Annotated in this window: 22 protein-coding genes; 6 read left to right on the top strand and 16 right to left on the bottom strand. The window is 65.7% G+C overall.

What is annotated here, in order from left to right; all coding sequences use genetic code 11:
- Positions 1-83 precede the first annotated feature (83 nt).
- On the bottom strand, positions 84-1,193 hold the full coding sequence (gene aroC, locus ACVCNR_RS14205; protein WP_447075222.1) for a chorismate synthase: 1,110 nt from the start codon (positions 1,191-1,193) through the stop codon (positions 84-86).
- 206 nt (positions 1,194-1,399) lie between these two features.
- Between aroC and ACVCNR_RS14200 the strand changes: the two genes are divergently transcribed.
- Positions 1,400-1,663, top strand: a complete 264-nt coding sequence (locus ACVCNR_RS14200) for a DUF1344 domain-containing protein (protein ID WP_354196647.1) — start codon at positions 1,400-1,402, stop codon at positions 1,661-1,663.
- 21 nt (positions 1,664-1,684) lie between these two features.
- On the opposite strand, the gene ACVCNR_RS14195 is transcribed toward ACVCNR_RS14200, so the two are convergent.
- The 4 genes from ACVCNR_RS14195 to ACVCNR_RS14180 all read right to left on the bottom strand — a co-directional run bounded on the left by ACVCNR_RS14195 (position 1,685) and on the right by ACVCNR_RS14180 (position 4,698).
- Positions 1,685-2,272 (bottom strand): histidine phosphatase family protein, encoded by a 588-nt coding sequence (locus tag ACVCNR_RS14195; RefSeq protein ID WP_447075221.1) that lies wholly within the window; start codon positions 2,270-2,272, stop codon positions 1,685-1,687.
- Between the two features lie 58 nt (positions 2,273-2,330).
- Positions 2,331-3,149 (bottom strand): enoyl-ACP reductase FabI, encoded by an 819-nt coding sequence (gene fabI, locus ACVCNR_RS14190; protein WP_447075220.1) that lies wholly within the window; start codon positions 3,147-3,149, stop codon positions 2,331-2,333.
- 110 nt (positions 3,150-3,259) lie between these two features.
- Complete coding sequence (locus ACVCNR_RS14185) at positions 3,260-4,204, bottom strand: DnaJ C-terminal domain-containing protein (RefSeq protein WP_447075219.1); 945 nt, start codon at positions 4,202-4,204, stop codon at positions 3,260-3,262.
- A 101-nt stretch (positions 4,205-4,305) separates the two neighbouring features.
- A complete protein-coding gene (locus ACVCNR_RS14180) occupies positions 4,306-4,698 on the bottom strand; it encodes an RT0821/Lpp0805 family surface protein (protein WP_447075218.1) in 393 nt (130 codons plus the stop codon).
- Positions 4,699-4,814: 116 nt separating this feature from the next.
- On the opposite strand from ACVCNR_RS14180, the gene pdxH reads away from it, so the two are divergent.
- Both pdxH and ACVCNR_RS14170 read left to right on the top strand, forming a co-directional pair.
- Complete coding sequence (gene pdxH / locus ACVCNR_RS14175) at positions 4,815-5,429, top strand: pyridoxamine 5'-phosphate oxidase (RefSeq protein WP_447075217.1); 615 nt, start codon at positions 4,815-4,817, stop codon at positions 5,427-5,429.
- Between the two features lie 7 nt (positions 5,430-5,436).
- Positions 5,437-5,886, top strand: coding sequence for a hypothetical protein (locus ACVCNR_RS14170; protein ID WP_354196635.1), 450 nt, complete (start codon positions 5,437-5,439; stop codon positions 5,884-5,886).
- Positions 5,887-5,890: 4 nt separating this feature from the next.
- Here the strand turns inward: ACVCNR_RS14170 and ACVCNR_RS14165 are convergent, their stop codons facing one another.
- The gene (locus tag ACVCNR_RS14165) at positions 5,891-6,643 is read right to left on the bottom strand and encodes a crotonase/enoyl-CoA hydratase family protein (protein WP_447075216.1); all 753 of its coding nucleotides are present in this window, start codon (positions 6,641-6,643) and stop codon (positions 5,891-5,893) included.
- Positions 6,644-6,663: 20 nt separating this feature from the next.
- Positions 6,664-8,433: an acyl-CoA dehydrogenase family protein gene (locus ACVCNR_RS14160; RefSeq protein WP_447075215.1), complete on the bottom strand. Its 1,770-nt coding sequence runs from the start codon at positions 8,431-8,433 to the stop codon at positions 6,664-6,666.
- Positions 8,434-8,679: 246 nt separating this feature from the next.
- On the opposite strand from ACVCNR_RS14160, the gene ACVCNR_RS14155 reads away from it, so the two are divergent.
- A complete protein-coding gene (locus ACVCNR_RS14155) occupies positions 8,680-9,804 on the top strand; it encodes a glycoside hydrolase family 25 protein (protein ID WP_354196777.1) in 1,125 nt (374 codons plus the stop codon).
- Positions 9,805-9,964: 160 nt separating this feature from the next.
- Here the strand turns inward: ACVCNR_RS14155 and purD are convergent, their stop codons facing one another.
- The 3 genes from purD to ACVCNR_RS14140 form a co-directional block, all read right to left on the bottom strand.
- Entirely contained in the window at positions 9,965-11,239 is a 1,275-nt protein-coding gene (gene purD, locus ACVCNR_RS14150; RefSeq protein ID WP_354196629.1) for a phosphoribosylamine--glycine ligase, read from the bottom strand.
- A 94-nt stretch (positions 11,240-11,333) separates the two neighbouring features.
- The gene (locus tag ACVCNR_RS14145; protein WP_354196627.1) at positions 11,334-11,606 is read right to left on the bottom strand and encodes a Txe/YoeB family addiction module toxin; all 273 of its coding nucleotides are present in this window, start codon (positions 11,604-11,606) and stop codon (positions 11,334-11,336) included.
- Positions 11,603-11,857, bottom strand: coding sequence for a type II toxin-antitoxin system Phd/YefM family antitoxin (locus tag ACVCNR_RS14140; protein WP_354196625.1), 255 nt, complete (start codon positions 11,855-11,857; stop codon positions 11,603-11,605). The genes ACVCNR_RS14145 and ACVCNR_RS14140 overlap by 4 nt, the downstream gene beginning before the upstream one ends.
- Positions 11,858-11,952: 95 nt before the next feature.
- Between ACVCNR_RS14140 and ubiA the strand changes: the two genes are divergently transcribed.
- Positions 11,953-12,936: a 4-hydroxybenzoate octaprenyltransferase gene (gene ubiA / locus ACVCNR_RS14135; protein ID WP_354196623.1), complete on the top strand. Its 984-nt coding sequence runs from the start codon at positions 11,953-11,955 to the stop codon at positions 12,934-12,936.
- A 566-nt stretch (positions 12,937-13,502) separates the two neighbouring features.
- Positions 13,503-14,660, top strand: a complete 1,158-nt coding sequence (locus tag ACVCNR_RS14130) for a porin (RefSeq protein ID WP_447075214.1) — start codon at positions 13,503-13,505, stop codon at positions 14,658-14,660.
- 95 nt (positions 14,661-14,755) lie between these two features.
- Here the strand turns inward: ACVCNR_RS14130 and ACVCNR_RS14125 are convergent, their stop codons facing one another.
- The 6 genes from ACVCNR_RS14125 to ACVCNR_RS14100 form a co-directional block, all read right to left on the bottom strand.
- The gene (locus ACVCNR_RS14125) at positions 14,756-15,322 is read right to left on the bottom strand and encodes a DUF6101 family protein (RefSeq protein WP_447075213.1); all 567 of its coding nucleotides are present in this window, start codon (positions 15,320-15,322) and stop codon (positions 14,756-14,758) included.
- A 179-nt stretch (positions 15,323-15,501) separates the two neighbouring features.
- Positions 15,502-16,932 carry an FAD-binding oxidoreductase gene (locus tag ACVCNR_RS14120; RefSeq protein WP_447075212.1) on the bottom strand — a complete coding sequence of 477 codons (1,431 nt, stop codon included), beginning with the start codon at positions 16,930-16,932 and terminating at the stop codon, positions 15,502-15,504.
- Between the two features lie 6 nt (positions 16,933-16,938).
- Positions 16,939-17,907 (bottom strand): L-threonylcarbamoyladenylate synthase, encoded by a 969-nt coding sequence (locus ACVCNR_RS14115; RefSeq protein WP_447075211.1) that lies wholly within the window; start codon positions 17,905-17,907, stop codon positions 16,939-16,941.
- Between the two features lie 22 nt (positions 17,908-17,929).
- Positions 17,930-20,257: a glycine--tRNA ligase subunit beta gene (gene glyS / locus ACVCNR_RS14110; protein WP_447075210.1), complete on the bottom strand. Its 2,328-nt coding sequence runs from the start codon at positions 20,255-20,257 to the stop codon at positions 17,930-17,932.
- Positions 20,258-21,211, bottom strand: a complete 954-nt coding sequence (locus tag ACVCNR_RS14105; protein ID WP_354196611.1) for a glycine--tRNA ligase subunit alpha — start codon at positions 21,209-21,211, stop codon at positions 20,258-20,260.
- Positions 21,212-21,453: 242 nt separating this feature from the next.
- The gene (locus ACVCNR_RS14100) at positions 21,454-23,229 is read right to left on the bottom strand and encodes a tetratricopeptide repeat protein (protein ID WP_354196609.1); all 1,776 of its coding nucleotides are present in this window, start codon (positions 23,227-23,229) and stop codon (positions 21,454-21,456) included.
- Between the last annotated feature and the right edge of the window lie 13 nt (positions 23,230-23,242).

Raw genomic sequence — 23,242 nt, 5'->3', positions numbered from 1 at the left:
GCAAGGCAGTAAGGCAGTAAGGCAGTAAGGGAATAGGGCTTTGGATGAAAGCGGGCAAGTGCCCGACATACTGCCCTCCTGCCTTACTGCCCTATTGCCTTCCCAGTCTGCCCCCTGTGGCGCAGATAATGATCGGCTATGGCGCAGGCAACCATGGCCTCGCCCACCGGCACGGCCCGGATGCCGACGCAGGGGTCGTGGCGGCCCTTGGTGCGCACTTCCACCTCGGCGCCGTCCTTGTCGATGGAGAGGCGCGGCGTCAGGATCGAGGAGGTCGGCTTCACCGCGAAGCGCGCGACGACCGGCTCGCCGGTCGAGATGCCGCCGAGAACGCCGCCGGCCTTGTTGGAGAGGAAACGCGGGCGACCGTCATTGCCCATGCGCATCTCGTCGGCATTTTCCTCGCCGGTGATGCGGGCGGCCTCGAAGCCGTTGCCGATCTCCACGCCCTTGACGGCGTTGATCGACATCAGGTTGCCGGCGATGTCCTGGTCGAGCTTGCCGTAAAGCGGCGCGCCAAGACCTGCCGGCACGCCTTCGGCCACGATCTCGACCACGGCGCCCACCGAGGAACCGGCCTTGCGGATGTCGTCCAGATAGGCGCTGAAAACCGGCACCGAGGCCGGATCGGGCGTGAAGAACGGGTTTTCCCCGTTCCGCACGAAGTCCCAGTCCCAGTTGGCGCGGTCGATGTCCTTCACGCCCATGGAAACCAGCGCCCCGCGCACCACGAGGCCCGGCACCACCTTGCGCGCCAGCGCACCGGCGGCGACGCGGGCGGCCGTCTCGCGGGCCGAGGAACGGCCGCCGCCGCGATGGTCGCGCAGGCCGTATTTCGCGTCATAGGTGTAGTCGGCATGGCCGGGACGGTACTGGCGGGCGATCTCGCCATAGTCCTTGGAACGCTGGTCGACATTCTCGATCATCATCGACACCGGCGTGCCGGTGGTGAGCATCGTCTCGCCGTCATCGTCGAGGATGAAACCCGACAGCACCTTGACCTGATCGGGCTCGCGCCGCTGCGTGACGAAGCGCGACTGGCCGGGACGGCGGCGATCCAGCTCGCCCTGTATGTCGGCCAGCGTGAAGCGGATGCCGGGCGGACAGCCGTCGACGACGCAGCCGAGCGCCGCTCCATGGCTCTCGCCCCAGGTGGTGACGCGGAACAGATGGCCGAACGTATTGTGAGACATCGGAAAGCCCTGCCCTGCGGGTCGAAGCCGGCAATGCCGGTTCAGTTCCTATTTGGTTCAGCCAGCCTTCTATTGGCGTTTTTTGCGGTGGTCAAACCATCATCGGGCCCGTCTAAGCTTTGACACATTGGGCTGGTTCTGTTCACATCGCCTCGTCTCCGCGAGCATCCGGCAGAAGGCCGGGACAAGAAACAAGAGGACGACATATGCCAATCCGAATCGGGCGCATTGTTGCCGGCGCCGCCACTGCCGTTCTGCTCCTCTCGACCGCCGCCTTCGCCGAGCAGGCCGAGGGACTGATCCAGAAGATCGACAAGGAAGCGATGACGCTGACGCTGGACGATGGCAAATCCTACAAGCTCAATGCCGAGATGGACGTCGACGCCCTCCAGGTGGGCATGGACATTGTCATCGCCTATGACGTGACCAATGGCGAGAACGTCATCACCGACATGCAGGTCACCGAGTAAGCCCCACCTTCCGGGCGATCTTCACAGCCATTCCAGCGTGTTGCCCTGCCAGCGCAGGATGCGGTCCTGCGGAATGGCGAGCGCGCAGGCGTCTTCCTTGCTCATCCCGCCGACGAGGCGGAAAAGCACGCGCATGACCCCGCCATGGGTCACGCAGACGGCCGGGCCGCGCAAGGCGCGGAACACCGGCTCCACCCGCTCCAGCAGCATCTGGTAGCTCTCCGCCCCCTCGCCGACCGGCCGGAAATCCCATTTGGCCAGCTCGCGCCGACGGGTCGAACCGGGGTGCAATGCCTCCAGCTCCTCGGCCGTATAGCCCTGCCAGTCGCCGAAGTTCAGCTCCTTGAGGCGTTCGTCGGTGCGGTACGCGGCCGGATCGAGCCCCATCGCGCCGCGCAGCAGTTCCATGGTCCGCCGGGTGCGGATCATGGGGCTGGCAACGAAATCGAACGTCTGCGGTTCGTCAATCAGCCGGGCCAGCTTGCTGCCATTGCCCACGGCCTGCCGGCGGCCGAGATCGTTGAGGTCGATGTCGGCCTGCCCCTGAAGGCGGAACTCGGCGTTCCAGTCGGTTTGACCGTGGCGCACGATGTAGACAGGCGCGGGCATGCTCTGCGGGCGTCCTTCGGAAGCCTCTGGGTTCGGCCGGAGGCGGGTTTGGAGAGCGTCAGTCCTTGACGGTGGAGATGTCCGGCGCATCGACGGCCTTCATGCCGACGACATGATAGCCGGAATCGACGTGGTGCACCTCGCCGGTGACGCCGCGCGACAAGTCGGACAGTAGATAGAGGCCCGAATCACCAACCTCTTCCGGCGTGACCGTGCGCTTGAGCGGCGAATTGTACTCGTTCCACTTGAGGATATAGCGGAAGTCGCCGATGCCGGACGCTGCCAGCGTCTTGATCGGGCCGGCCGAAATGGCGTTGACGCGGATGCCGCGGCCGCCGAGATCGACCGCCAGATAGCGCACGCTGGCTTCAAGCGCTGCCTTGGCGACGCCCATGACGTTGTAGTGCGGCATCACCTTCTCGGCGCCGTAATAGGTCAGCGTCAGCAGCGAGCCGCCATCGTTCATGATCGCTTCGGCGCGCTTGGCGATGTCGGTGAAGGAAAACACCGAAATCTCCATGGTGCGGTTGAAGTTGGCCCGGGTGGTGTCGACATAGCGCCCATCCAGCTCCTCCTTGTCGGAGAAGGCGATGGCATGGACGAGGAAGTCGATCTTGCCGAAATGACGGGTCACTTCGTCGAACACGGCGTCGAGGCTGGCCGGGTCGGTCACGTCGCAATGGCCGGCGATATGCGCGCCCAGTTCCGCCGCCAGCGGCTCGACACGCTTCTTGAAGGCCTCGCCCTGATAGGTCAGCGCGATCTCGGCGCCGTTGTCGACGCAGGCCTTGGCGATGCCGTAAGCGATCGAGCGATTGTTGGCGACACCCAGAATGAGGCCGCGTTTACCGGCCATGAGGCCCTGTCCACCCGCCATATCAGCGTTCTCCGCAACTTTTTGCTTGGAAGCAAGCCCTATCGCACAGGCTTCCCCGCGCTTCAAGCTCTCAAAACACCTCTCGGGCGCAACCGCACCGGCAGCCGGGCTTAGCCGCGGCTACGCATCAGCGCCTCGAGTTCGCCATCGCCGCCCTCGGGCAGCATCAGGCGCACATGCACGTAAAGGTCGCCGTGGCCGCCCGCCTTGGTCGGCAGGCCCTTGCCTTTCAGCCGCAGCACCTTGTCCGAACTCGACCATGCCGGCACGTTGACCGCCAGCCGGCCGGTCGGCGTTTCCACCGGCACCTTGGCGCCGAGCACGGCATCGCGCAGCGGCACCGGCAGGTCGACATGCAGGTCGCGCCCTTCCACTCGGTAGCGCGGATGGCGCAGGAAGCGGATCTTGACCAGCGCATCGCCCGGCGTGCCGTAGCCCTGTTCGCCCTGGCCCTTGAGGCGGATGGTCTGGCCGTCCTCGACATAGGAGGGCAGCTTCACCGCGATCTTGCGGCCGTCGGGGAACTGCGCCGTCACCTTGGGCGTGGTCGCGGCTTCCTCGACGCTGATGCCCAGCTCCACATTGGTGTCCTGCCCGCGCGGCGCCTGCTGGCGGCGCTCGCCGGTCGAGGTCCACGGCCCCTGCTGCGCGCCCTGCTGCTGACGGGCGAAGGCATCGCCGAAAATGTGGCTGAAGATGTCGTCGCCAAAGGCATCGCCGCCCGGACCCGCCGAACGGAACTCGAAATGCGCGCCGCCCGGCCCCTGCTGCCCGCGCCGGAACCCGGCGAACGGGTCACCGCCGGCCGCGCCCTCGAAGCCGTGGAACAGCGGCTTGCCGTCGGGGCCGATCTCGCCACGGTCGAAGGCGGCGCGCTGCTTCTCGTCGCCGACGATCTCATAGGCCTGGTTCGCGGCCGCGAACTGGTCCTTGGCCTTGGGATCGTCCGGGTTCTGGTCCGGGTGATACTTCTTGGCCAGCTTCCGGTAGGCCGACTTGATTTCCTTTGCCGAGGCGTTTTTCGCAACGCCCAGCACCTCATACGGGTCGCGCATATATCCTGCCTGCTAGACGAATGGATCTGGTGTCGGCCCTTATATGCGCCCCCATAGGAAGAAATTCCAGAGCCTTACGGAAATCTTCCCGGGCCCGGCGTTCAGGAGGCCTTGAACTCGTCGAGACGCCAGGCGCCGGCGCCCACCATGCAGATGCGCCCCTGATAGAGGGTCACGCCGTCGAAGCTTTCGCGGGTGGTGGAGAAGGCGCGGCACAACTCGCCCCGGGTGCGGGTTTCGGCGATGCCGGAAATCGAACCGCGCGAGCCGGTGTCGGCATTGGCCCACATCACCGGCTGGCCGCCCAGTTCCCGCAGATCGGCGGCCGAGGCCGCATTGCGGATCGTCATCTGGTCGGCGGCAAAGCCGGCATCCGTGGCCATGCCGGTATCGGCGGATGGCACATTGCCGGTGATGATGGAGCGGTCTATCTCGGCCTTGTCGAGACTGAAGCCACCCATGCCGCAGCCAGCGAGGGAAAGCAGCGCCGCCATCGCGACAGCCTTGACGCAGCCGGGAACCGGTTTTCGGGCCCGCCGGTTGTCAGAAGCTTGCGCAGCGCGCGACAATCGCCAAACTCCGGTGAAAGTTAAAATTCGAGAAAAAACTTATGAGTGATGCGAAGTTAACAGATCATGACTTTACGCTGGAGGAGGAGCCGTTTCGCCTGTTCGCGCAATGGCTGGAGGATGCGTCCAAATCCGAGCCGAACGATCCGAACGGCGTGGCGCTGGCCACCGTCGACCAGGAGGGGATGCCGGATGTGCGCATGGTGCTGCTCAAGGGGTTCGACGAGCGCGGTTTCACCTTCTACACGAATTTCGAGAGCGCCAAGGGCCGCGAAATCCTCGGCAGCATGAAGGCGGCCATGTGCTTCCACTGGAAATCGCTGCGCCGGCAGGTGCGCGTGCGCGGGCCTGTGGAAATCGTCAGCGATGCGGAAGCGGACGAGTATTACGCCTCGCGCCCGCGCGGCAGCCGCATCGGCGCCTGGGCCTCGAAGCAGTCGCGGCCGCTCGAAAGCCGGTTTGCGCTGGAGAAGGCGGTGGCGGAATATACGGCGCGCTATGCGGTCGGCTCCATCCCCCGCCCCGCCCATTGGTCGGGCTTCCGCATCGTGCCGCAGACCATCGAGTTCTGGCACGACCGGCCGTTCCGGCTGCACGACCGCGTGGTCTTCTCGCGCTCGGGCGACGGCTGGGAGAAGACGCGACTCTATCCGTGAGGCGACGATGAACACGCTGGAAGCCAAGGCGCGGGCACTGTTCAAGGACTACAGCCGGCGCAGCAACGCGGCGCTGCACGCCCCTGAAAGCGCCGATACCGACGCGCTGGCCAGCGCCTTCGCCGACCATTTCGTCGGCGCAAGCCCGGCGGGCGTCATGGGCGGTGCGAAGGACCCATCGTTCCCGGCAATCCTGCGGCAGGGATTCGAGGCCTATCGCGCCAGCGGCGGCACGCGGTTCGAGATCGTCAATCTGGAGGTGGAGACGCTGGACGATTTCAACGCCATGGTCCAGGCGGATTGGGAATTCGACTATGTCCGCCCGCGTGACGGCGCGAAAGGAACCATCGCTTTCCGCAACCTCTATTTCGTCAATTTCGCCGGCGGCGAACCCAAGATATTCGCATGGATCACACCTGATGAGGCGCAAGCCATGAAGGATCACGGGCTGGCCTGACCGATCAGCCCTTCTTGCGGTTCATGAACGCCATCAGCGCCGCGCGGGCCTCATCCGAGGTCAGGCGCTCGCGAAAATGCTCGGACTCGATACGGATGCGCTCCCTCAGTTCCTCGCGCGAGCCTAGCATCAGGTCGCGGGCGATCCGCAGCGCTTCCGGCGGCTTGGCGGCGATGTCCTCCGCCGCCGCCAATGCGGCGTCTTCCAGCCCGTCCTCCTCGACCACATCGTAGATCAAGCCGGCATCGCGCGCGCGCGCGGCCGAAAAGCCCTCGCCGAGCCCCAGCAAGGCAAAGGCGCCCTGCCGGCCGAGCAGGCGCGGCGCAAGCAGGCTCGATCCCGCTTCCGGCACCAGCCCGAGATCAACGAAGGGCGTACGAAACACGGTGCGCGGCGTGGCGAAGGTGATGTCGCAATGCAGGTTGATGGTGGTGCCGATGCCGACGGCGATGCCGTCCACGCCCGACACGATCGGCTTTTGCGAGCCGGCCAGCGCCAGCAGGAAGTCCCACACCTCGCTGCCGCCCTCGCCGCCGGTGGCGACGGCCAGGAAATCGGCAAGGTCGTTGCCGGCCGAAAACGCGCCCGGCACGCCGAGGAAGACATGGACGCGCACCTGCGGGTCGGCGTCGCCGCCGGTCAGCGCATCGGCCATGGCGGCATACATGGCCCGGGTCAGCGCATTCTTCTTCTCGGGCCTGTTCATGCGGATGATCTGCACCGCGCCGCGGCGCTCGATCTCGATGTTCTGCGTCAAGATATGTCCTCCCGGGCCGGTCAGGCCGTTATCAGCGATGCGCCGGCAAGGCCGAGGCTTTCCGCCCCGCCGATGACGCGTTCCTTCAGGGCGGCGACCTCGCCCAGCAGGTTCTCGGCGAAGAAGCGGGCGAGGGCCACGCGGTCGGCGTCCTGATCGGCGAGTGCGGCGCGCGCAAGATAGGCCCCGCCCGCCGCCAGCGAGAACAGGCGCAGGTAGGGCGTCGCGCCGCTCAGCGCCTCCTGCACGGAGTTGCCGGCCAGCTTTTCCTGCAAATAGCGTGTCGCCTCCGAAAGATCGGCAAGGGCAGTTTCGAGCAGGTCGGCGCTGCGGCCGAGGCCGGAAGCTTCCCGCATCCCGGCGACAACCGAGCCAAGCTCCTCAATATAGCCATGCACATGCTGCCCCTCACCCAGCGGCAGCTTGCGGGTGACGAGGTCGATGGCCTGAATGCCGTTGGTGCCCTCATAGATCGGGGCGATGCGCGCGTCGCGATAAAAGGCGGCCGCGCCCGTTTCCTCGATGTAGCCCATGCCGCCATGCACCTGCACGCCGAGCGAGGCGACATCGACACCGACATCGGTGGAAAAGGCCTTGGCGAGCGGGGTCAGCAGATTGGCGCGGTCGCGCCAGTGCTGCGCATCGGCACCCTCCGAGACACGCGCCATGTCGATGGCATGGGCACACGCATAGGAAATGGAGCGGGCAATCCGGGTCAGCGCCTTCATGGTCAGCAGATTGCGCTGCACGTCCGGGTGATGGACGATCGGCGCCATGCCCTCGCCCGCATAGGAGGACGCCTTGCCCTGCCGGCGCTCATTGGCATAGGCGAGTGCCTTCTGGAACGCCGCCTCGGCGATGGCCACGCCCTGCATGCCGACGGCCAGACGCGCATTGTTCATCATGGTGAACATGCAGGCGAGGCCCTTGTTCTCCTCGCCGATCAGCCAGCCGATGGCCCCCGGCTCCGCGCCGCCGAAGCCGTCGCCATAGATCATGGTGCAGGTGGGCGAGCCGTGAATGCCGAGCTTGTGCTCCAGACCCGAGCAGAACACATCGTTGCGGCGGCCCGGCAAACCGTCCTCGTTAACGAGGAACTTCGGCACCAGGAACAGCGAGATTCCGCGCGTGCCGGCCGGCGCATCGGGCAGGCGCGCCAGCACCAGATGCACGATGTTGTCGGTGAAACCGTGCTCGCCATAGGTGATGAAGATCTTCTGGCCGAAGAGGCGATAGGTGCCGTCGCCCGCCCGCTCGGCGCGGGTGCGCAGCGCGGCAAGATCGGAGCCGGCCTGCGGCTCGGTCAGGTTCATGGTGCCCATCCATTCGCCCGACACCAGCTTTTCCAGATAGGTTCGCTTCAGGTCCTCGGTCGCGTGCTTCTCCAGCGCCTCGACCGCGCCCATGGTCAGGGTCGGCCCGATGCCGAAGGCCATGGAGGCCGAGTTCCACATCTCCAGAACGGCAACCGACAGCATCATCGGCAGCCCTTGCCCGCCGAATTCTTCCGGCCCGGTCAGCCCGTTCCAGCCGCCTTCGCGCCAACGGGTGTAGAGCTCCTTCCAGCCGGGCGGCGTGGTGACCGCCGCATCCTTCAGAACGGCGCCGACCTCGTCGCCCGCCTTGTAGAGAGGCGCCACCTCCTCGGTCGCGAAACGCCCGGCCTCGGCCAGCACCGCATCGACCAGATCGCTGCCCAGATCGCCCAGCGCGCCGGAAGCCAGCGCTTCCTCCAGCCCGGCGACATGCTTGAGGGTGAAGGCGATTTCATCGACCGGTGCACGATACATGCAGGCTCCTCCTGAAGCTGATGACGCAGCGAAGGCCCGCATTCCCGAACGCCGGCCTCGTCGTTTTCCTTTTTACGTAAACGTCAAACTTTGTCACGCGGATTTTCCGCCGACCGCCTGCGACTTTCGGCGGGCCGAAAGCTGCCGCGGCCGGTGACAACAATCCGTTAACCATAAAGGGCGAGGATTGACGGTCAATCGCAGGGAAAACACGGCTTGGGAACGCGACGGCTGAGCTTCTGGCGGATGGTACTGGCGGCAGCGGCGATCGCCACCGCGACGCCCTCGGCGCAGGCATCCGACTTCACGGAACCGTGGAAGCGCGAGGACCGGGCGCTGGTCATCGACGCCTATGAGTACAACTCCATCGACTGGATGGCGCTGGCCACCGACAAGCGCATCACCGGCTTCATCAACAAGGCCTCCGACGGGCTGCCGCCGCCCTATGCCTGCAAGGGCGACGAGACGGAGGTGCGGCTGTGCCGGGCGCTGTTCCGCCGCCATGCGGTGGCAAAGGAACTGTTCCACACCCGCCGCACCATCGCGCGCGCGCTCGGGCTCGAATGGGGCGCCTATCATCTGGCCCGCCCCGGCAACCCGATCGAGCAGGCCAACAATTTCATCGATTTCGCCAACCCCGGACCGGACGACCTGCTGGCGCTCGACATCGAGGACAACGACCCGGAAAAATGGATGTCGCTCGAGGATGCCGAGGAATTCGTGCGCCATGTGCACCGGCGCGTCGGGCGCTTTCCCATCCTCTACACCAACGGCACGACCGCCAAGCACATTGCCGACAACCGTATCCGCTATCCGCTGCTGTCGCGGCTGCCGCTCTGGTATGCGCGCTACAAGCCCGATATCGACATGCATTTCCCGAAGGGCAACTGGCGCGGCTACGCACTCTGGCAATTCGCCACGCAGGCCAATTGCAACGCGCGGCGCTGCCCCTATCGCGTGCCCGGCACCCCCTACGACATCGACGTCAATGTCGCGGCCATGACGGCCGAGGAGCTGCGCAAGGCCTGGCCGTTCGGCGGCTTGATCGACGTTCCCGCCGAAATGCTGGTCAGCGTGCCGGTTCCGGTGGCGCGGGCCGAAGGGCTGAAGGGCGAGGTCAGGATCGCCTATGCCGAGGTCCTCCCGCTGCCGAGCTTTGGCCAACTTGCAGCGGCCGTGGGCGAAGGCTGGCAGAAAATGCGCCAAGGCTGGTCGCTGGCCATGAACGGTTTGCCCATGGGCCGCTACCGGCACGGCATGGCCGAATACACCATCGCGCGGCTGGAAGCCCTCACGCAACAGGTCGCGGCCGCCGCGCCGCCCGCCGGTGTCGACCCGATCAGCACCGGCTCGCTAGAACCGAAGCGATAGATCGTTCAGGTTTTGCCCGAAACGGCCCCTCACCCTTACCCTCTCCCCGCAAGCAGGGAGAGGGGAGTCACCAGCGTTGCGGACGGCATCCTTCTCCCCGCCTGCGGGGAGAAGGTCCCGGCAGGGGATGAGGGGCGATTCCACCTGAACCGGAATTGCGCTAGGCTTTTTCACGCTCCACCGCGCGCCAGCCGATGTCGCGGCGATAGAACCCTTCCGGCCAGTCGATGCGGGCGACCGCCTCATAGGCAAGGGTCTGCGCCATGCCGGCGCTGGCGCCCATGGCGGTGACGTTCAGAACCCGCCCGCCATTGGCCACAAGCGCGCCATCGCGGAGGGCCGTTCCGGCATGGAAGATTTCCACATCGTCCCTGCCCGCCGCATCGACGCCACGGATGACGCTGCCCTTTTCCGGCGAGGCCGGATAGCCCCGGGCGGCCATAACGACGGTGAGCGCCGTCTCCTCGCGCCAGCGCGCCGAGGTGTGGGCCAACTGGCCATCGACGGCGGCGTTGAGCAGGACAAGCAGGTCCTCCTTCAGGCGCATCATCAGCACCTGGCATTCGGGATCGCCGAAGCGCACATTATATTCGATGAGCTTCGGCCCCTCCTCGCCGATCATCAGGCCGACGAACAGCACGCCCTGGAAGGGATGCCCCAACTCGGCCATGCCGCGCATGGTCGGCTCAACGATCTCGCGCATGGTGCGCTCGACGATCTCAGGCGTCATCACGGGCGCGGGCGAATAAGCCCCCATGCCGCCGGTGTTGGGGCCGGTGTCGCCATCGCCGACGCGCTTGTGGTCCTGCGCCGTGCCGAAGGGCAGTGCGGTGATGCCATCGCAGAGACAGAAGAAGCTCGCCTCCTCGCCGGTCAGGAATTCCTCCACCACGACCTCGGCCCCGGCGCTGCCGAAGGAGCCGTCGAAGCAGGCGTCCAGCGCTTCGAGCGCATCTTCCAAGGTCATCGCCACGGTGACGCCCTTGCCCGCAGCAAGACCGTCGGCCTTGATGACGATCGGCGCGCCCTGCTCCCGCACATAGGCTTTGGCCGGCTCCAGCGCCGAGAAGCGGCGGTAGGCGCCGGTCGGGATGCCGAAGCGCGCGCACAAATCCTTGGTGAAGCCCTTGGAGCCTTCCAGTTGTGCCGCCGCTTTCGACGGGCCGAACACGCGGATGCCGACCTGGCGCAGATCGTCGGCAAGGCCGGCGACCAGCGGCGCCTCCGGGCCGACGACGACCAGGTCGATGCCATGGTCGAGGCAGAAGCGGCGCACCGCGTCATGATCGTCCACATCGAGCCCCACCAGCTCGGCTTCCCTGGCGATGCCGGGATTACCAGGCGCCGCATAGAGCTTCGTCAGCAAAGGCGAAGCCGCCAGCCTCCAGGCCAGTGCATGCTCGCGCCCGCCGGAGCCGATAAGAAGAACGTTCATGGGCAGACCTCGCGCGTCGAAACCGATGACGCTCCGCTATTGGCGCAAGCGCGCCACGTCAAGGCGCTGGCTCGGCATCCCTCGTTTTGAAAGGCTATTTACCGTAGTGAAAGCGGCAGGCGGCGATCTCCAGCGCCTGCGCATCGCCCTTGCCGGTCACGCGATAGACAAGCCGATGCTCGCGCGTGATGCGGCGGGACCACCATCCAGCAGCTTCACCGCGCAACGGTTCGGGCTTGCCTATTCCTGCGAACGGCGCACGCCGCGCGTCCTTTATAAGTTCGTTGATACGAACGACGATGCCCACATCAACCGACTGCCAGTAAAGGTAATCATCCCAGCCCGAAGGCGTCCAGAGCACCTTCATGGTTCGAACAATTCATGCTCTTCGAGTTCACCCGCATCCGCCTGCGCAATGGATTCGCGCAACCGCTCGGCATTCGCCGGCGTGCTCAACAGGTGGAGCGTCTCCCGCAGACCCTCCAGTTCCGCCAGAGGCATCATCACCACGGGCTCGTGATTCTGGCGGGTGACGATCAGTTCCGTCCGGTCCTGCTCAAGCTTGTCGAGATAGCCGGCAAGGTTCGCTCGCAATTCCGTGGCGGTCACATGGCCCATGGTTGCCTCCATTCGTTATGCGTACATATATGCGTACACCCAAGACGAGACAAGGGTTCTTGACGCCTGGCCGTCCGCCTGCCACTTGGATTGGCATGGAAACCATTCAGTCGAGATCGTCGCAGGGGCGCGTCGCCGACGCGCCGAGCGGCCACTGGGTCTACCGCATCCTTCCGCGCGGCTTGTGGCCCTATGCCCAGCTTGCCCGCTGGGATCGGCCGATCGGCTGGCAGTTGCTTCTGTGGCCATGCTGGTGGGCGGCGGCGATGGCGGCTTCCGCCTACGCGCGCCCCGAGGATTCGCTGGCTTCGCTGCTGCCCCTGCCCTCGACGCTTATCCTGTTCCTGATCGGCGCCGTCGCCATGCGCGGGGCCGGCTGCACCTATAACGACATCGTCGACGAAAACATCGACAATCAGGTCGAGCGCACCCGTTCCCGCCCCCTGCCTTCCGGTCAGGTCAGCCGCCGCAAGGCCTGGCTGTTCCTCATCCTGCAGGCGCTGGTGGGGCTTGCCGTGCTGGTGCAGTTCAACAGCTTCGCCATCGGCCTCGGCATTTCCTCGCTGGCCATCGTGGCGGCCTATCCGTTCATGAAGCGCATCACCAACTGGCCGCAATTCGTGCTCGGCCTCGCCTTCTCCTGGGGGGCGCTGATGGGCTGGGCGGCGGAATTCGGCGACGTCGACGGTCCCGCCGTGCTGCTTTATGTCGGCTCTATCATGTGGGTGATCGGCTACGACACCATCTACGCGCACCAGGACAAGGAGGACGACGCCATCGTCGGCGTGCGTTCCACCGCCCGCCTGTTCGGCGAAAACACCAGATCGTGGCTGGTGGCGCTCTACGCCGGCGCCCTGATGTGCTTCGCCGCGGCCTTCGCCAACGCCCAGGTGCCGATGCCCGCCATGGCCGGGCTGATCGCGGCGGCCGTTCACATGGGCCGCCAGATCATGGTTCTCGACATCGATGACGGCGACCAGTGCCTGAAGCTTTTCCAGTCGAACAACCAGGTCGGCTGGCTGATCTTCCTCGGCCTCCTCGGCGGCGCCTGCTGGAATGCCCTCAAGCCGATGCTTTGAGCACCGGCTTCCAAGCTTTCTCTCGAAGCAGATCCGGCCTGAGCTTGGTTCGATCTCCGGATCAGGCCGGCCCGGTCAGCCTTCGCATCAAGCGGAACACCCAAGGCATCTTGCAACCTTTAGGTGTGCGGCGCGGGCATGGCTCTTTTCCCGCAGATCGCGGGTAGCCTGCGCCTGCTGCCGGCCACAAAGAGCGCAAAGTGGAAAAAACAGAGGCCTCGCAAAGGTACGGCGCGCCCCTCCCCATGGACGAGGCCTCTCTCGACTGGAGATCGAGAACCGTACTCTCTCATAAGTTGTATTATTGTCAATAATCTATTTACGATTGAAATTTGACGGGCGGATCCATTCTCCATCCCTGCCCGGCAGGGGGCGTGAATGTGCCCTTATTGCAACATCAGGGTTGTATCTCATAAATTTACACAACCTGAAGATGTGATTTTCCTTGCCTCCACCGGCCCGCTGGGAAATCAATCGGGACGGAAAGAGGGGCGACTCGCACGATCTTTTCACCCACGGCCTTCGGGCATCTAGGAAACCATTCAGTTTTGAACTGGAGAGCATAAATGAACATCAAGAGCCTTCTCCTCGGCTCCGCTGCGGCCCTGGTCGCAGTATCCGGCGCGCGCGCCGCCGACGCGATCGTCGTCGCCGAGCCGGAACCCGCTGAATACGTCCGCATCTGCGACGTCTACGGCGCGGGCTTCTACTACATCCCCGGCACCGAGACCTGCCTCAAGGTCGGCGGCTACCTGCGCTACGACATCGGCGTTGGCGCGTTCGGCCAACAAGACGTAGTGGACAAGGAGGAATTCGCCGAATGGGATGCCGGCCTTCGTCCCGACTATGGAACGCACGACACCTATTCGAAGCTGATGCGCGCCCAGATCAACCTGGATGCCCGTTCGGAGACCGAGTACGGCACGTTGCGCGCCTACATGGCCATCAACTTCAATCACTCGACGGCACGCTTCGCCATCAATGATGATGAAGGCTACACCTACACCACCAACAACTGGAACATCGATCACGCGATCATCCAGCTCGGCGGCCTGACCATCGCCTACACCTACTCGCTGTTCGAGACGCTCACCGACTCGGCCGGCACCGTCGTCAACGATGACATCGTGGCCTATTCGCCGGGCAACACGCATCTGATCGCCTACACCTTCGATGCCGGCAACGGCTTCTCCGCCACCCTCGGCGTGGAAGAGGGGTCGACCTTCGTCAACCCGAACACCGTTCTGGGTGTAGTCGGCGGCGGGTCTCTTCCGGCCGACGGAGCTCTCGACTCCTACGTTCCGCATGTCGTGGCCGGTGCCTCGTTCACGCAGGGCTGGGGCAAGATCTCGGGCGTTGTCGCCTATGACTCGGTCTGGGAAGAAGTCTCCGGCAAGGTCCGCGTCGACGTCAACGTCAACGACGCTCTGACCCTGTGGGTGATGGGCGGCTACACCAGCGCCGACTGGAAGAAGGGCGAAGACAGCTACTACGCGCCCTGGGGTGGCGACTGGGCCGTCTGGGGCGGTGGCCAGTACCGCTTCAACGAGAAGGTCGCGCTGGACGTGCAGCTCTCCTACGACGACTCCGAGACCTTCGGCGCGGTCGTCGGCGCACGCTACGACATCGTCCCGGGCTTCGTGATCCGTCCGGAAGTTGCCTATATCGACAACGACGGCGACGACGACTGGGGTGGATACATCCGCTTCCAGCGTTCGTTCTAAGATCGCTCTTAGCGCCTGAACGGAAGAACCCGGCAGTCACCTGCCGGGTTCTTTTCGTTCCAACGTCGGTTCGCATCGCTGGTTCGGCCGATGCCCTATTCCCGCGCGATGATCTCCTCGCCGTCGATCACCAGCCTCAGCCCCAGATCGCCCATGCGGCGGCAGGCGAGGAAGCGCGGGCGGCGGCGGGCGGGCGCGCGGCCCTGACGACGCTCCTGCACCGGCATGGTCTTGATCGCGGCGCCAAGCGATTCCTCCAGCGTGCGCGCCACGCCATCGGCCTCGATCAGCAGCATCGGCAACCGATAGGCCTCGGCCCAGGCCCTCCAGTCCGCCGCCACATCGTCCAGATCGTGGGCGACCAGCAGCGGCACCGAAAGCAGCGGATCGTCATGCAGCAATTCGAGCGTGACGGTGACGTGGCCATCCTCGTCCTCCAGCGCGCGGGCGGCAACGCCGCGGAACACGCTGGCCGGAAGCGCGATGACCGCCGGCAGGCCGCTCATCTCCAGCGTGCGGCGCAGCACCGCGCCACGATGGTCGATGGTCAGGGTGACGTCGCCATGGGCCTCGCGGCTCGCATAGCTCACCATCTGCGGCAAACGAAAGGGGTCGAGGCGCATGTTGCGCCCCGCCCAGACTGGCTTCAGTCCAGATTGCATCAGTGCCTTCCTGTTTCTCCTGAGAGCCGGTGTTCCGGTCTCCCCCGGGCCGTTTTCGGCCTCGTTATGAAGGCAAGGTAACGCGGGGGCCTTACCGGCCCGCTTAAGAAATTCGGTTAAATTTTGCTGATCTGCCAGATGGTTAGGGAAATCCCACCGACACCCGTCCGCGTATAGGATCAGATAACCTTACCCGGATTCATGATGCCGGCCGGATCGAAAGCCGCCTTCACGCGGCGCATCAGGTCGATGGCCACGGGCGGCGCGGTCGCGATCAGCTCGTCGCGCTTCAGCTGGCCGATGCCATGCTCGGCCGAAATCGAACCGTGGAGACCGCGCACCACCTTGTGCACGGCATCGTTGACGGTGCGGTACTGGGCAAGGAAAGCCGCGTCGTCGCCATCTGCGGGACGGGAGATGTTGTAGTGCAGATTGCCGTCGCCCATATGGCCGAAACACACCGGGCGCGCGCCCGGCGACACAAGCTCCACCGCCGCATCCGCCTGTTCGATGAAGGTCGGGATCGAGGCTATCGGCACCGAAATGTCGTGCTTGATCGAGGCGCCTTCGGCCTTCTGCGCCTCCGGCAGCACCTCGCGGAAATTCCAGAGCGCTTCGGCCTGCCCGAGGCTTGCGGCGATCACCGCATCGCCGGCCAGTTCGGCCTCCAGCGCCGCGCCCAGAATGTCCTCGATCAGGCCACGCGCATCCTCGGCCGAGCGGCCGGAGGAAATTTCCATCAGCACATACCAGGGCCAGTCGCTGGTCAGCGGCCGCACCGCGCCCGCCGCGTGCAGCAGCGTGTAGTCGTATGGCCGCCGGCCGATCAGCTCGAAGGCGGTGAGCGCGCCGCCGGCCCGGTCGCTCGCCAAGCCGAACAGGGAACGCGCGGCCTCGGCCGAAGGCAAGCCGACGAACGCCACCTCGCGCCCCTTCGGCTTCGGGAACAGTTTCAGCACGGCGGCGGTGATGATGCCCAGCGTGCCTTCCGCGCCGATGAACAGGTTCTTCAGGTCGTAGCCGGTGTTGTCCTTCTTCAGCTTGCGCAGATCGTCGAACACCTCGCCGGTGGGCAGCACGACCTCCACGCCGAGGCACAAATCGCGCGCATTGCCATAGGCCAGCACATTGGTGCCGCCGGCATTGGAGGAAAGATTGCCGCCGATCTGGCACGAGCCCTGCGCCGCAAGCGACAGGGGGAACAGCCGGTCCGCGTTCGCCGCCGCCTCCTGCAGGGTCTGCAGGATGACGCCGGCCTCGACCGTCACCGTATTCGACAGAAGATCGATCTCACGGATGCGGTTGAGCCGCGACAGCGACAGCACCACCTGCCCGCCGCCTTCATCCGGCACCTGCGCGCCGACAAGCCCGGTATTGCCGCCCTGCGGCACCACGGGCGTGCGCGTTTCCGTCGCCAGCCGCATGATGCGGCTTACTTCCTCGACGCTGCCCGGCCGCAACACCAGCGGGCTGCGCCCATGCCACAGGCCGCGCGGTTCGGCCAGATAGGGCGCGATGTCTTCGGCGGCGCGCAGCGCGTGCCTGTCACCGACGATCTCCACGAAACGCTGCACCAGACCGGGGTCGAGGGAAAGTGCCGCGTCAGCCATGGCGTCCTATTCTCCGCTTTCAGTGCCGCGCGGGGCCGCCGCCCGCGCCAGCCGGTCGTTGATCGCTTCGCCGAGCCCTTCCACGGGAATCGGCTCGACCGCAATCGTAGCAGCACCGCCGCGATCCAGTTCCCGCATGAAGGAAAAAAGATTGGTCGCCGCCTCGCGCAGATTGCCCGAGGGCGAGAGGTTGAGCGTGGCCGCGGCCCTGTCGGCGCCCATGACCCGTTGCGGCCCGAAGGCCAGCAGCGCCTCGCCGGCGCACACCTCCTCGACGGCGAGCCGCATGCCTGCCGCCGGCGCATAGTGGGAAAGCATCATGCCCGGCGCCTCGATGCCCTTGGCGCCGCGCTCCGGCTTCATCCCGACCGCCGCCTCGATCTCCGCCGCCGTGATGCCGCCCGGCCGCAGCAGCCGAACCTTGCCGCCCTCGACCTTGAGGATGGTCGATTCCAGCCCGACCGAGGTCGCGCCGTCATCGACCACCAGTCTGATGCGGGACCCGAGATCGCCAGCCACGGCCTCGGCGGAGGTCGAACTGATGCGCCCGGAGGTATTCGCGCTGGGCGCCGCCAACGGAGCCCCAAGCGCCGCGATGAGCTTCGCGCCGAAGCCGCGCGGCATGCGCAGGGCGATGGTGTCGAGCCCCGCCGTCACCAGCGGGTGGATGCCGGCATCCGGCTTCAGCGGCACCACCAGCGTCAGCGGTCCGGGCCAGAAGGTCTCGGCGAGCTTTTGCGACTGCGGATCGAACCGGCCGATGCGGCCGGCCATCTCCATGTCGCTGACATGGGCGATCAGCGGGTTGAAGCGCGGCCGGCCCTTGGCCTCATAGATGCGCGCCACCGCGTCGCCATTGGTGGCATCGCCGGCAAGGCCGTAGACGGTCTCGGTCGGAATGGCGACGACCTCGCCGGCCCTCAACAGGGCCAGCGCCGGCTCCAGAGCCTTATCGGCGGGCAGTATCTCGGCCACGCTCTGTCATCCTCTTGCCGGATCAGCCGGCGATGCGCGAGAAATCCGCCACCTCGCCGGTCGCCGCACGGATGCGCGACAGCAGGGCCAGACGGTTGGCGCGCACGGCGGCGTCCTCGTCATTGACGAGAACCTGCTCGAAGAAGGAATCGACCGATTCACGCAAGCTGCTCAGCACGCGCATGGCGGCGGAAAAGTCTTCATTCCGGATCTCCTGGCGCGCGCCCGTCTCGGCCTGATTCACCGCCGCGAACAGCTTCTTCTCCGCCTCGTCCCGGAACAGGCCCGGATCGACCGCATCGGCAATCGCCGTGCCCTTCTTCTCCTCGGCCGCCAGAATGTTGGCCGCGCGCTTGGTGCCGGCCAGCAGGTTTTTGCCGTCCTCGGTGTCGAGGAAGGTGCCCAGCGCCTCGACCCGGCGCACGATGGCAAGCAGGTCGTCGGCCTGCGGCGTGATGACGGCATCGATCAGGTCGTGCCGCGCACCCTGATCCTTGAGGTAGACCTTCAGGCGGTCGTGGAAGAAGGCAAGGAGATCGGCAACCATGGGGTCGACCTTCTCGGCAGCCACCCGCCGAATGCGCCGCTCATGGCCGGCAACGGCGTTGTCAAAATCCTCCTCGCCATCGACGTCCCCGGAATCCTCGGCCGCCAGCGCGGCCTCGTAATCCTCCAGATCCCTCTCGATTTGCGCCTCGTCATGCCAGCCGAAAACCAGCGTGAACAGCTTTGACAGTTCGAGCTTCCGTTCGCCCGAGAGCGCCAGACGCACCACGCCCAGCGCGGCACGGCGCAGCGCATAGGGGTCCTTCGAGCCGGTCGGCTTCTCGTCGATGGCCCAGAAGCCGACCAGCGTGTCGAGCTTGTCGGCCAGCGCGACGGCCACCGAAACCGGATCGGCCGGCACGCGGTCGGACGGGCCCTGCGGCTTGTAGTGCTCCTCGATCGCGGCGGCGACGGAAGGCTGCTCGCCCTGCAACAGCGCATACTTTCGGCCCATCGCTCCCTGAAGCTCGGGGAACTCGCCCACCACCTCGGTCTGGAGATCGGCCTTGGCGAGCACCGCCGCACGGGCCGCCAGGTCGGGATCGGCGCCGACCAGCGGCGCGATCTCGCGCGCCAGCCTGACGATCCGCTCCACGCGTTCGCCCTGCGTGCCGAGCCTGGCATGAAAGGTCACGCCCAGGTGGTCGAGGCGCGCCATGCGCTGGTCGAGCGGCTTGGCCAGGTCGAGCGCCAGCTTTTTCGCCGAAGCCTTGAGCTGGTCGAGATCCGGCACATCGGCCTGATCGGTCTTCCAGAAATGCACGGCGTCCGAAAGGCGCGCGCGCACCACCTTGCCGTTGCCAAGGGCGATTTCCTTGCCGCCGTCCCTGGCCTCGATGTTGGAGACGAGCACGAAGCGGTTGGCCAGCGCTTCCGCCTCGCCCTGCGGGCGGGCGACGAAGCATTTCTGGTTGGCGCGGATGGTGAGGCGGATCACTTCCGGCGGGATGGCGAGAAACTCCTTCTCGAACTCACCCAGCAGCACCACCGGCCATTCGACCAGCCCGGAAACCTCTTCCAGCAGGCCCTCGTCCTCGACCAGATCGAGGCCGTTGGCGAAGGCGAGGTTCTTCGCATCGGTCAGGATGATTTCCTTGCGACGGTCGGCATCGATGACGACCTTCGCCGCCTCCAGCGCCGCCGCATAGTCCTCGAAGCGCCGGACGGTGATGGCCTGCGGCGCGTGGAAACGGTGGCCGTAGGTCACGTTGCCCGACCGCACGCCCTCGACCTCGAAGTCGACCACCACCGGCTCGCCGGTTTCGGGCCCGAAGGTGCACAGGATCGATTGCAGCGGCCGCACCCAGCGCAGCGCGTCGCCGCCCCGTCCCTCGACGCCGCCATAGCTCCTGCCCTTGGGGCCGGAGGCCGCGCCCCAGCGCATCGACTTCGGCCACGGGAACGAGCGGATGATGCCCGGCAGCAGGTCGGCGATGATCTCTTCCGCCGCCCTGCCCGGCCTGACGATATGGGCGACGTAGAAATCGCCCTTCTTCGGGTCGGAATGGACATGCGCCTCCTCGATGGAGGCCAGCCCCGCCGAGCGCAGGAACCCCTGGATGGCGGCTTCCGGCGCCCTGGTGCTCGGGCCCTTGCGCTCCTCGCGCACATCGCGCGAGCGGGCGGTGAGGCCGCGAATGTCGAGCGCCAGCCGGCGCGGCGTCCAGTAGGCGCGCGCCGCCTCATAGGTCAGGCCGGCATCGACCAGCCCGTCGGTGACCATTTTCTTGAGGTCTTCCGCAGCCTTGCGCTGCATACGTGCAGGAATTTCCTCGGAACGAAGTTCGAGCAGAAGATCGGGCATTTATGCAGCCTCCCGCGCGCTCTGGAAGCCGCCGGCTTCGGTCTGGAGGAAAGCCTCGCCGCAGGCCTTGGCGAGGTTGCGCACGCGCAGGATGTAGCTCTGGCGCTCGGTCACCGAGATGACGCCGCGCGCATCGAGCAGGTTGAAGACGTGGCTGGCCTTGATGCACTGGTCGTAGGCCGGCAGCACGAGGCGATGAGGCTCGCCCTCGGGTCTTTTCGCGCCGGCGGCGAGCAGCGCGATGCATTCCTTTTCCGCGTCGATGAAGTGCTGGTGCAGGATCGCGGTGTCGGCGAACTCGAAATTATAGCGGGAATATTCCTGCTCGGCCTGCAGGAAGACGTCGCCATAGGTGACCTTTTCCTCGCCCTCGCGGCCATTGAAATTGAGGTCGTAGACATTGTCGACGCCCTGCACATACATGGCCAGGCGCTCAAGCCCGTAGGTCAGTTCGCCGGCAACCGGCGCGCATTCGATGCCGCAGACCTGCTGGAAATAGGTGAACTGCGACACTTCCATGCCGTCGCACCAGCATTCCCAGCCAAGACCCCACGCGCCCAGCGTCGGGCTTTCCCAGTCGTCCTCGACGAAGCGGATATCGTGCAGCAGCGGGTCGATGCCGATGGCGGCCAGAGAGCCGAGGTAAAGCTCCTGCAGGTCCGGCGGGCTCGGCTTCAGGATAACCTGATACTGGTAATAGTGCTGGAGCCGGTTCGGGTTCTCGCCATAGCGGCCGTCCTTGGGACGGCGCGACGGCTGCACATAGGCGGCGTTCCATGCCCTGGGTCCAAGCGCGCGCAGCGTCGTGGCCGGGTGGAAGGTACCCGCGCCCACTTCCATGTCGTAGGGTTGCAGCACGGCACAACCGTAATTGGCCCAGTAATTGTGCAGCGTGAGGATCAGCCCCTGGAACGAGCGGCTCGGATGCATATGGGCAGGAAGTTCGGCGTTCACGGAAACGGCCTCGACGGCAATGGGAGGATGCCGCCTTCCCTAGAGCATTTTGCAGCCAAGTGGAATCACTTGGCGTCGCAGAAATGCGGCAAAACAGACGGTAGAGCGGCAGCCCGGATTTATCCGGGCATCCGACGCTCTAGAGCCCCGCTCCCGGAGCGTCAAGAAAAGAGCGCGGCCGGCGTACCGCAAAGGCGGGGCGCATCGTCGCGCACCGCATCCGCTTTAGCCGGCCCTTGCCGTCAGTCGTCCTGCTGTGCGGGCGGCTTTGACTTCGAGGCCGCCGTGTCCTGCGCGGTGTTGGTCTCGATGGGCGGCAGGCCCTTCTGGAGCTTCTTTTCCACCTCGGCCAGAACGTCGGGCTCGGGTTCCAGATCGCGCGCATAGCTCCACTGGAAGGTGGCTTCCAGCCTGCGGCCGACGCGCCAATAGGCATCGCCCAGATGGTCGTTCAGCACCGGGTCCTCGGGGCGCAGCGACACGGCCCGCTCCAGCTCGCGCACGGCATCCTCGAAGCGGCCGAGCTTGTAGTAGGCCCAGCCGAGCGAATCGACGATGTAGCCGTCGCTCGGGCGCAGTTCGACGGCCTTCTGGATCATCTCCAGCGCCTCGTCGAGGTTCATGTTCTTGTCGACCCAGGAATAACCGAGATAGTTCATGACCTGCGGCTGGTCCGGATTGAGTTCCAGCGCCTTGCGGAAATTCGGCTCGGCCCTGGTCCATTCCTTCAGCCGTTCATAGGCGATGCCGCGCTGGTAGAAGATGTTCCAGTCTTCCGGCTGCGGATCCTTCAGCCGTTCCACCGCCTTGTCGTAAAGTTCGGCGGAGGCACGGAAATTCTGCTTGGCCCCATAAACGCCGCCGAGCGCCAGATAGCCGCGCATCTCGTCGGGCTGCGCCTCGACCAGCGCCTTCAGATGCGCGATGGCCTCGTCGTTGCGGCCGAGGTCGGCCAGGTTGAGGCCGAGTTGCAGCTCGGCGACCTGCTTGAGCGGCGAATCATCGGCGATGCGCTTGTAATAGGAGATGGCGCGCTCGCCGTCCTTCATCTGCTCGGCCACGCCGGCAAGCTGCACCAGCGCCACGTCGCTGTTGGGCTTCAGCGCCAGCGCATATTCGAGATAAAGTCGCACGAAGGGCTCGCCGCCGCCCCGGTTGAGCGCGGTGGCGAGGTTGATCAGGATTTCGGCGGCACCGTCGGCCGGCCCCGAAACCATGGGCGCGATCTCCTCGCCCTTTTCGATGCGCTCGCGCAGCGCCTCGATCTCCGCGCGGCCGGTGACAAAGGCTTCCGACTGGTCAAGCACCGCGAGCGCCTCATCCTTCCTGCCCTCGCGGGCAAGGAAACGGGCATAGGCTTCGGCGCTGCGCAGCCAGGTTTCCGGCGCCGCGCCGCCGGCGGCGGTGTTGTCGACGGTCGCCTTGTAGGCCTCGGCCGCCTTGTCCTTCAATCCGGCCGCATCGGCGATGAGGGCGCGGTGATAGGACTTGAAGAGGTCGAACCATTCCGGGCCCTTGAGCTTGCCGACATAGGCCGCAGCGTCATTGCCGTGGCCGGCGCCAAGGCGCGCCCAGCCGGTCATCACGCCACTGATCAGCCTGTCGAGATCGGCCTGGAGCGACAGCTTCAGCCAGTATTCGGCCTTGGGATAGTCCTTCTTGCGGAAGGTATCGACCGCCAGAGCCAGCCGCGAGAAGCGTTCGATGTCGGGCACTTCCTTGAGCTTGTCGGCATAGGGCAGCGATTCGTCGAAACGGCCCTGCGCGATCAGCGTCAGCATCAGGCTCTGCTGCAACTGCACGTCGTCGGGCGCGAAGGCCAGGGCTTGCTTGTAATAGATGATGGCGCTGTCGAGATCGTTGTCGCCCTCGGCCACGCGCGCGGCCAGATAGGCGCCGGAAAACGACGTGATCTCAATGGGCTTCGAGGCTTCCTTGGCAACGACCACCGGGCCGCACAGGGCCAGCCCGGTCGCCACAGTAAGACCCGCGAGCCAGCGAATGCGTTGATGCGGCATCGTCATCCTTTCA

This window comes from Aquamicrobium terrae, from assembly GCF_052978165.1.
Note: the sequence above shows the minus strand (reverse complement) of the source record. Positions and strands in the feature narration are given on the sequence as shown.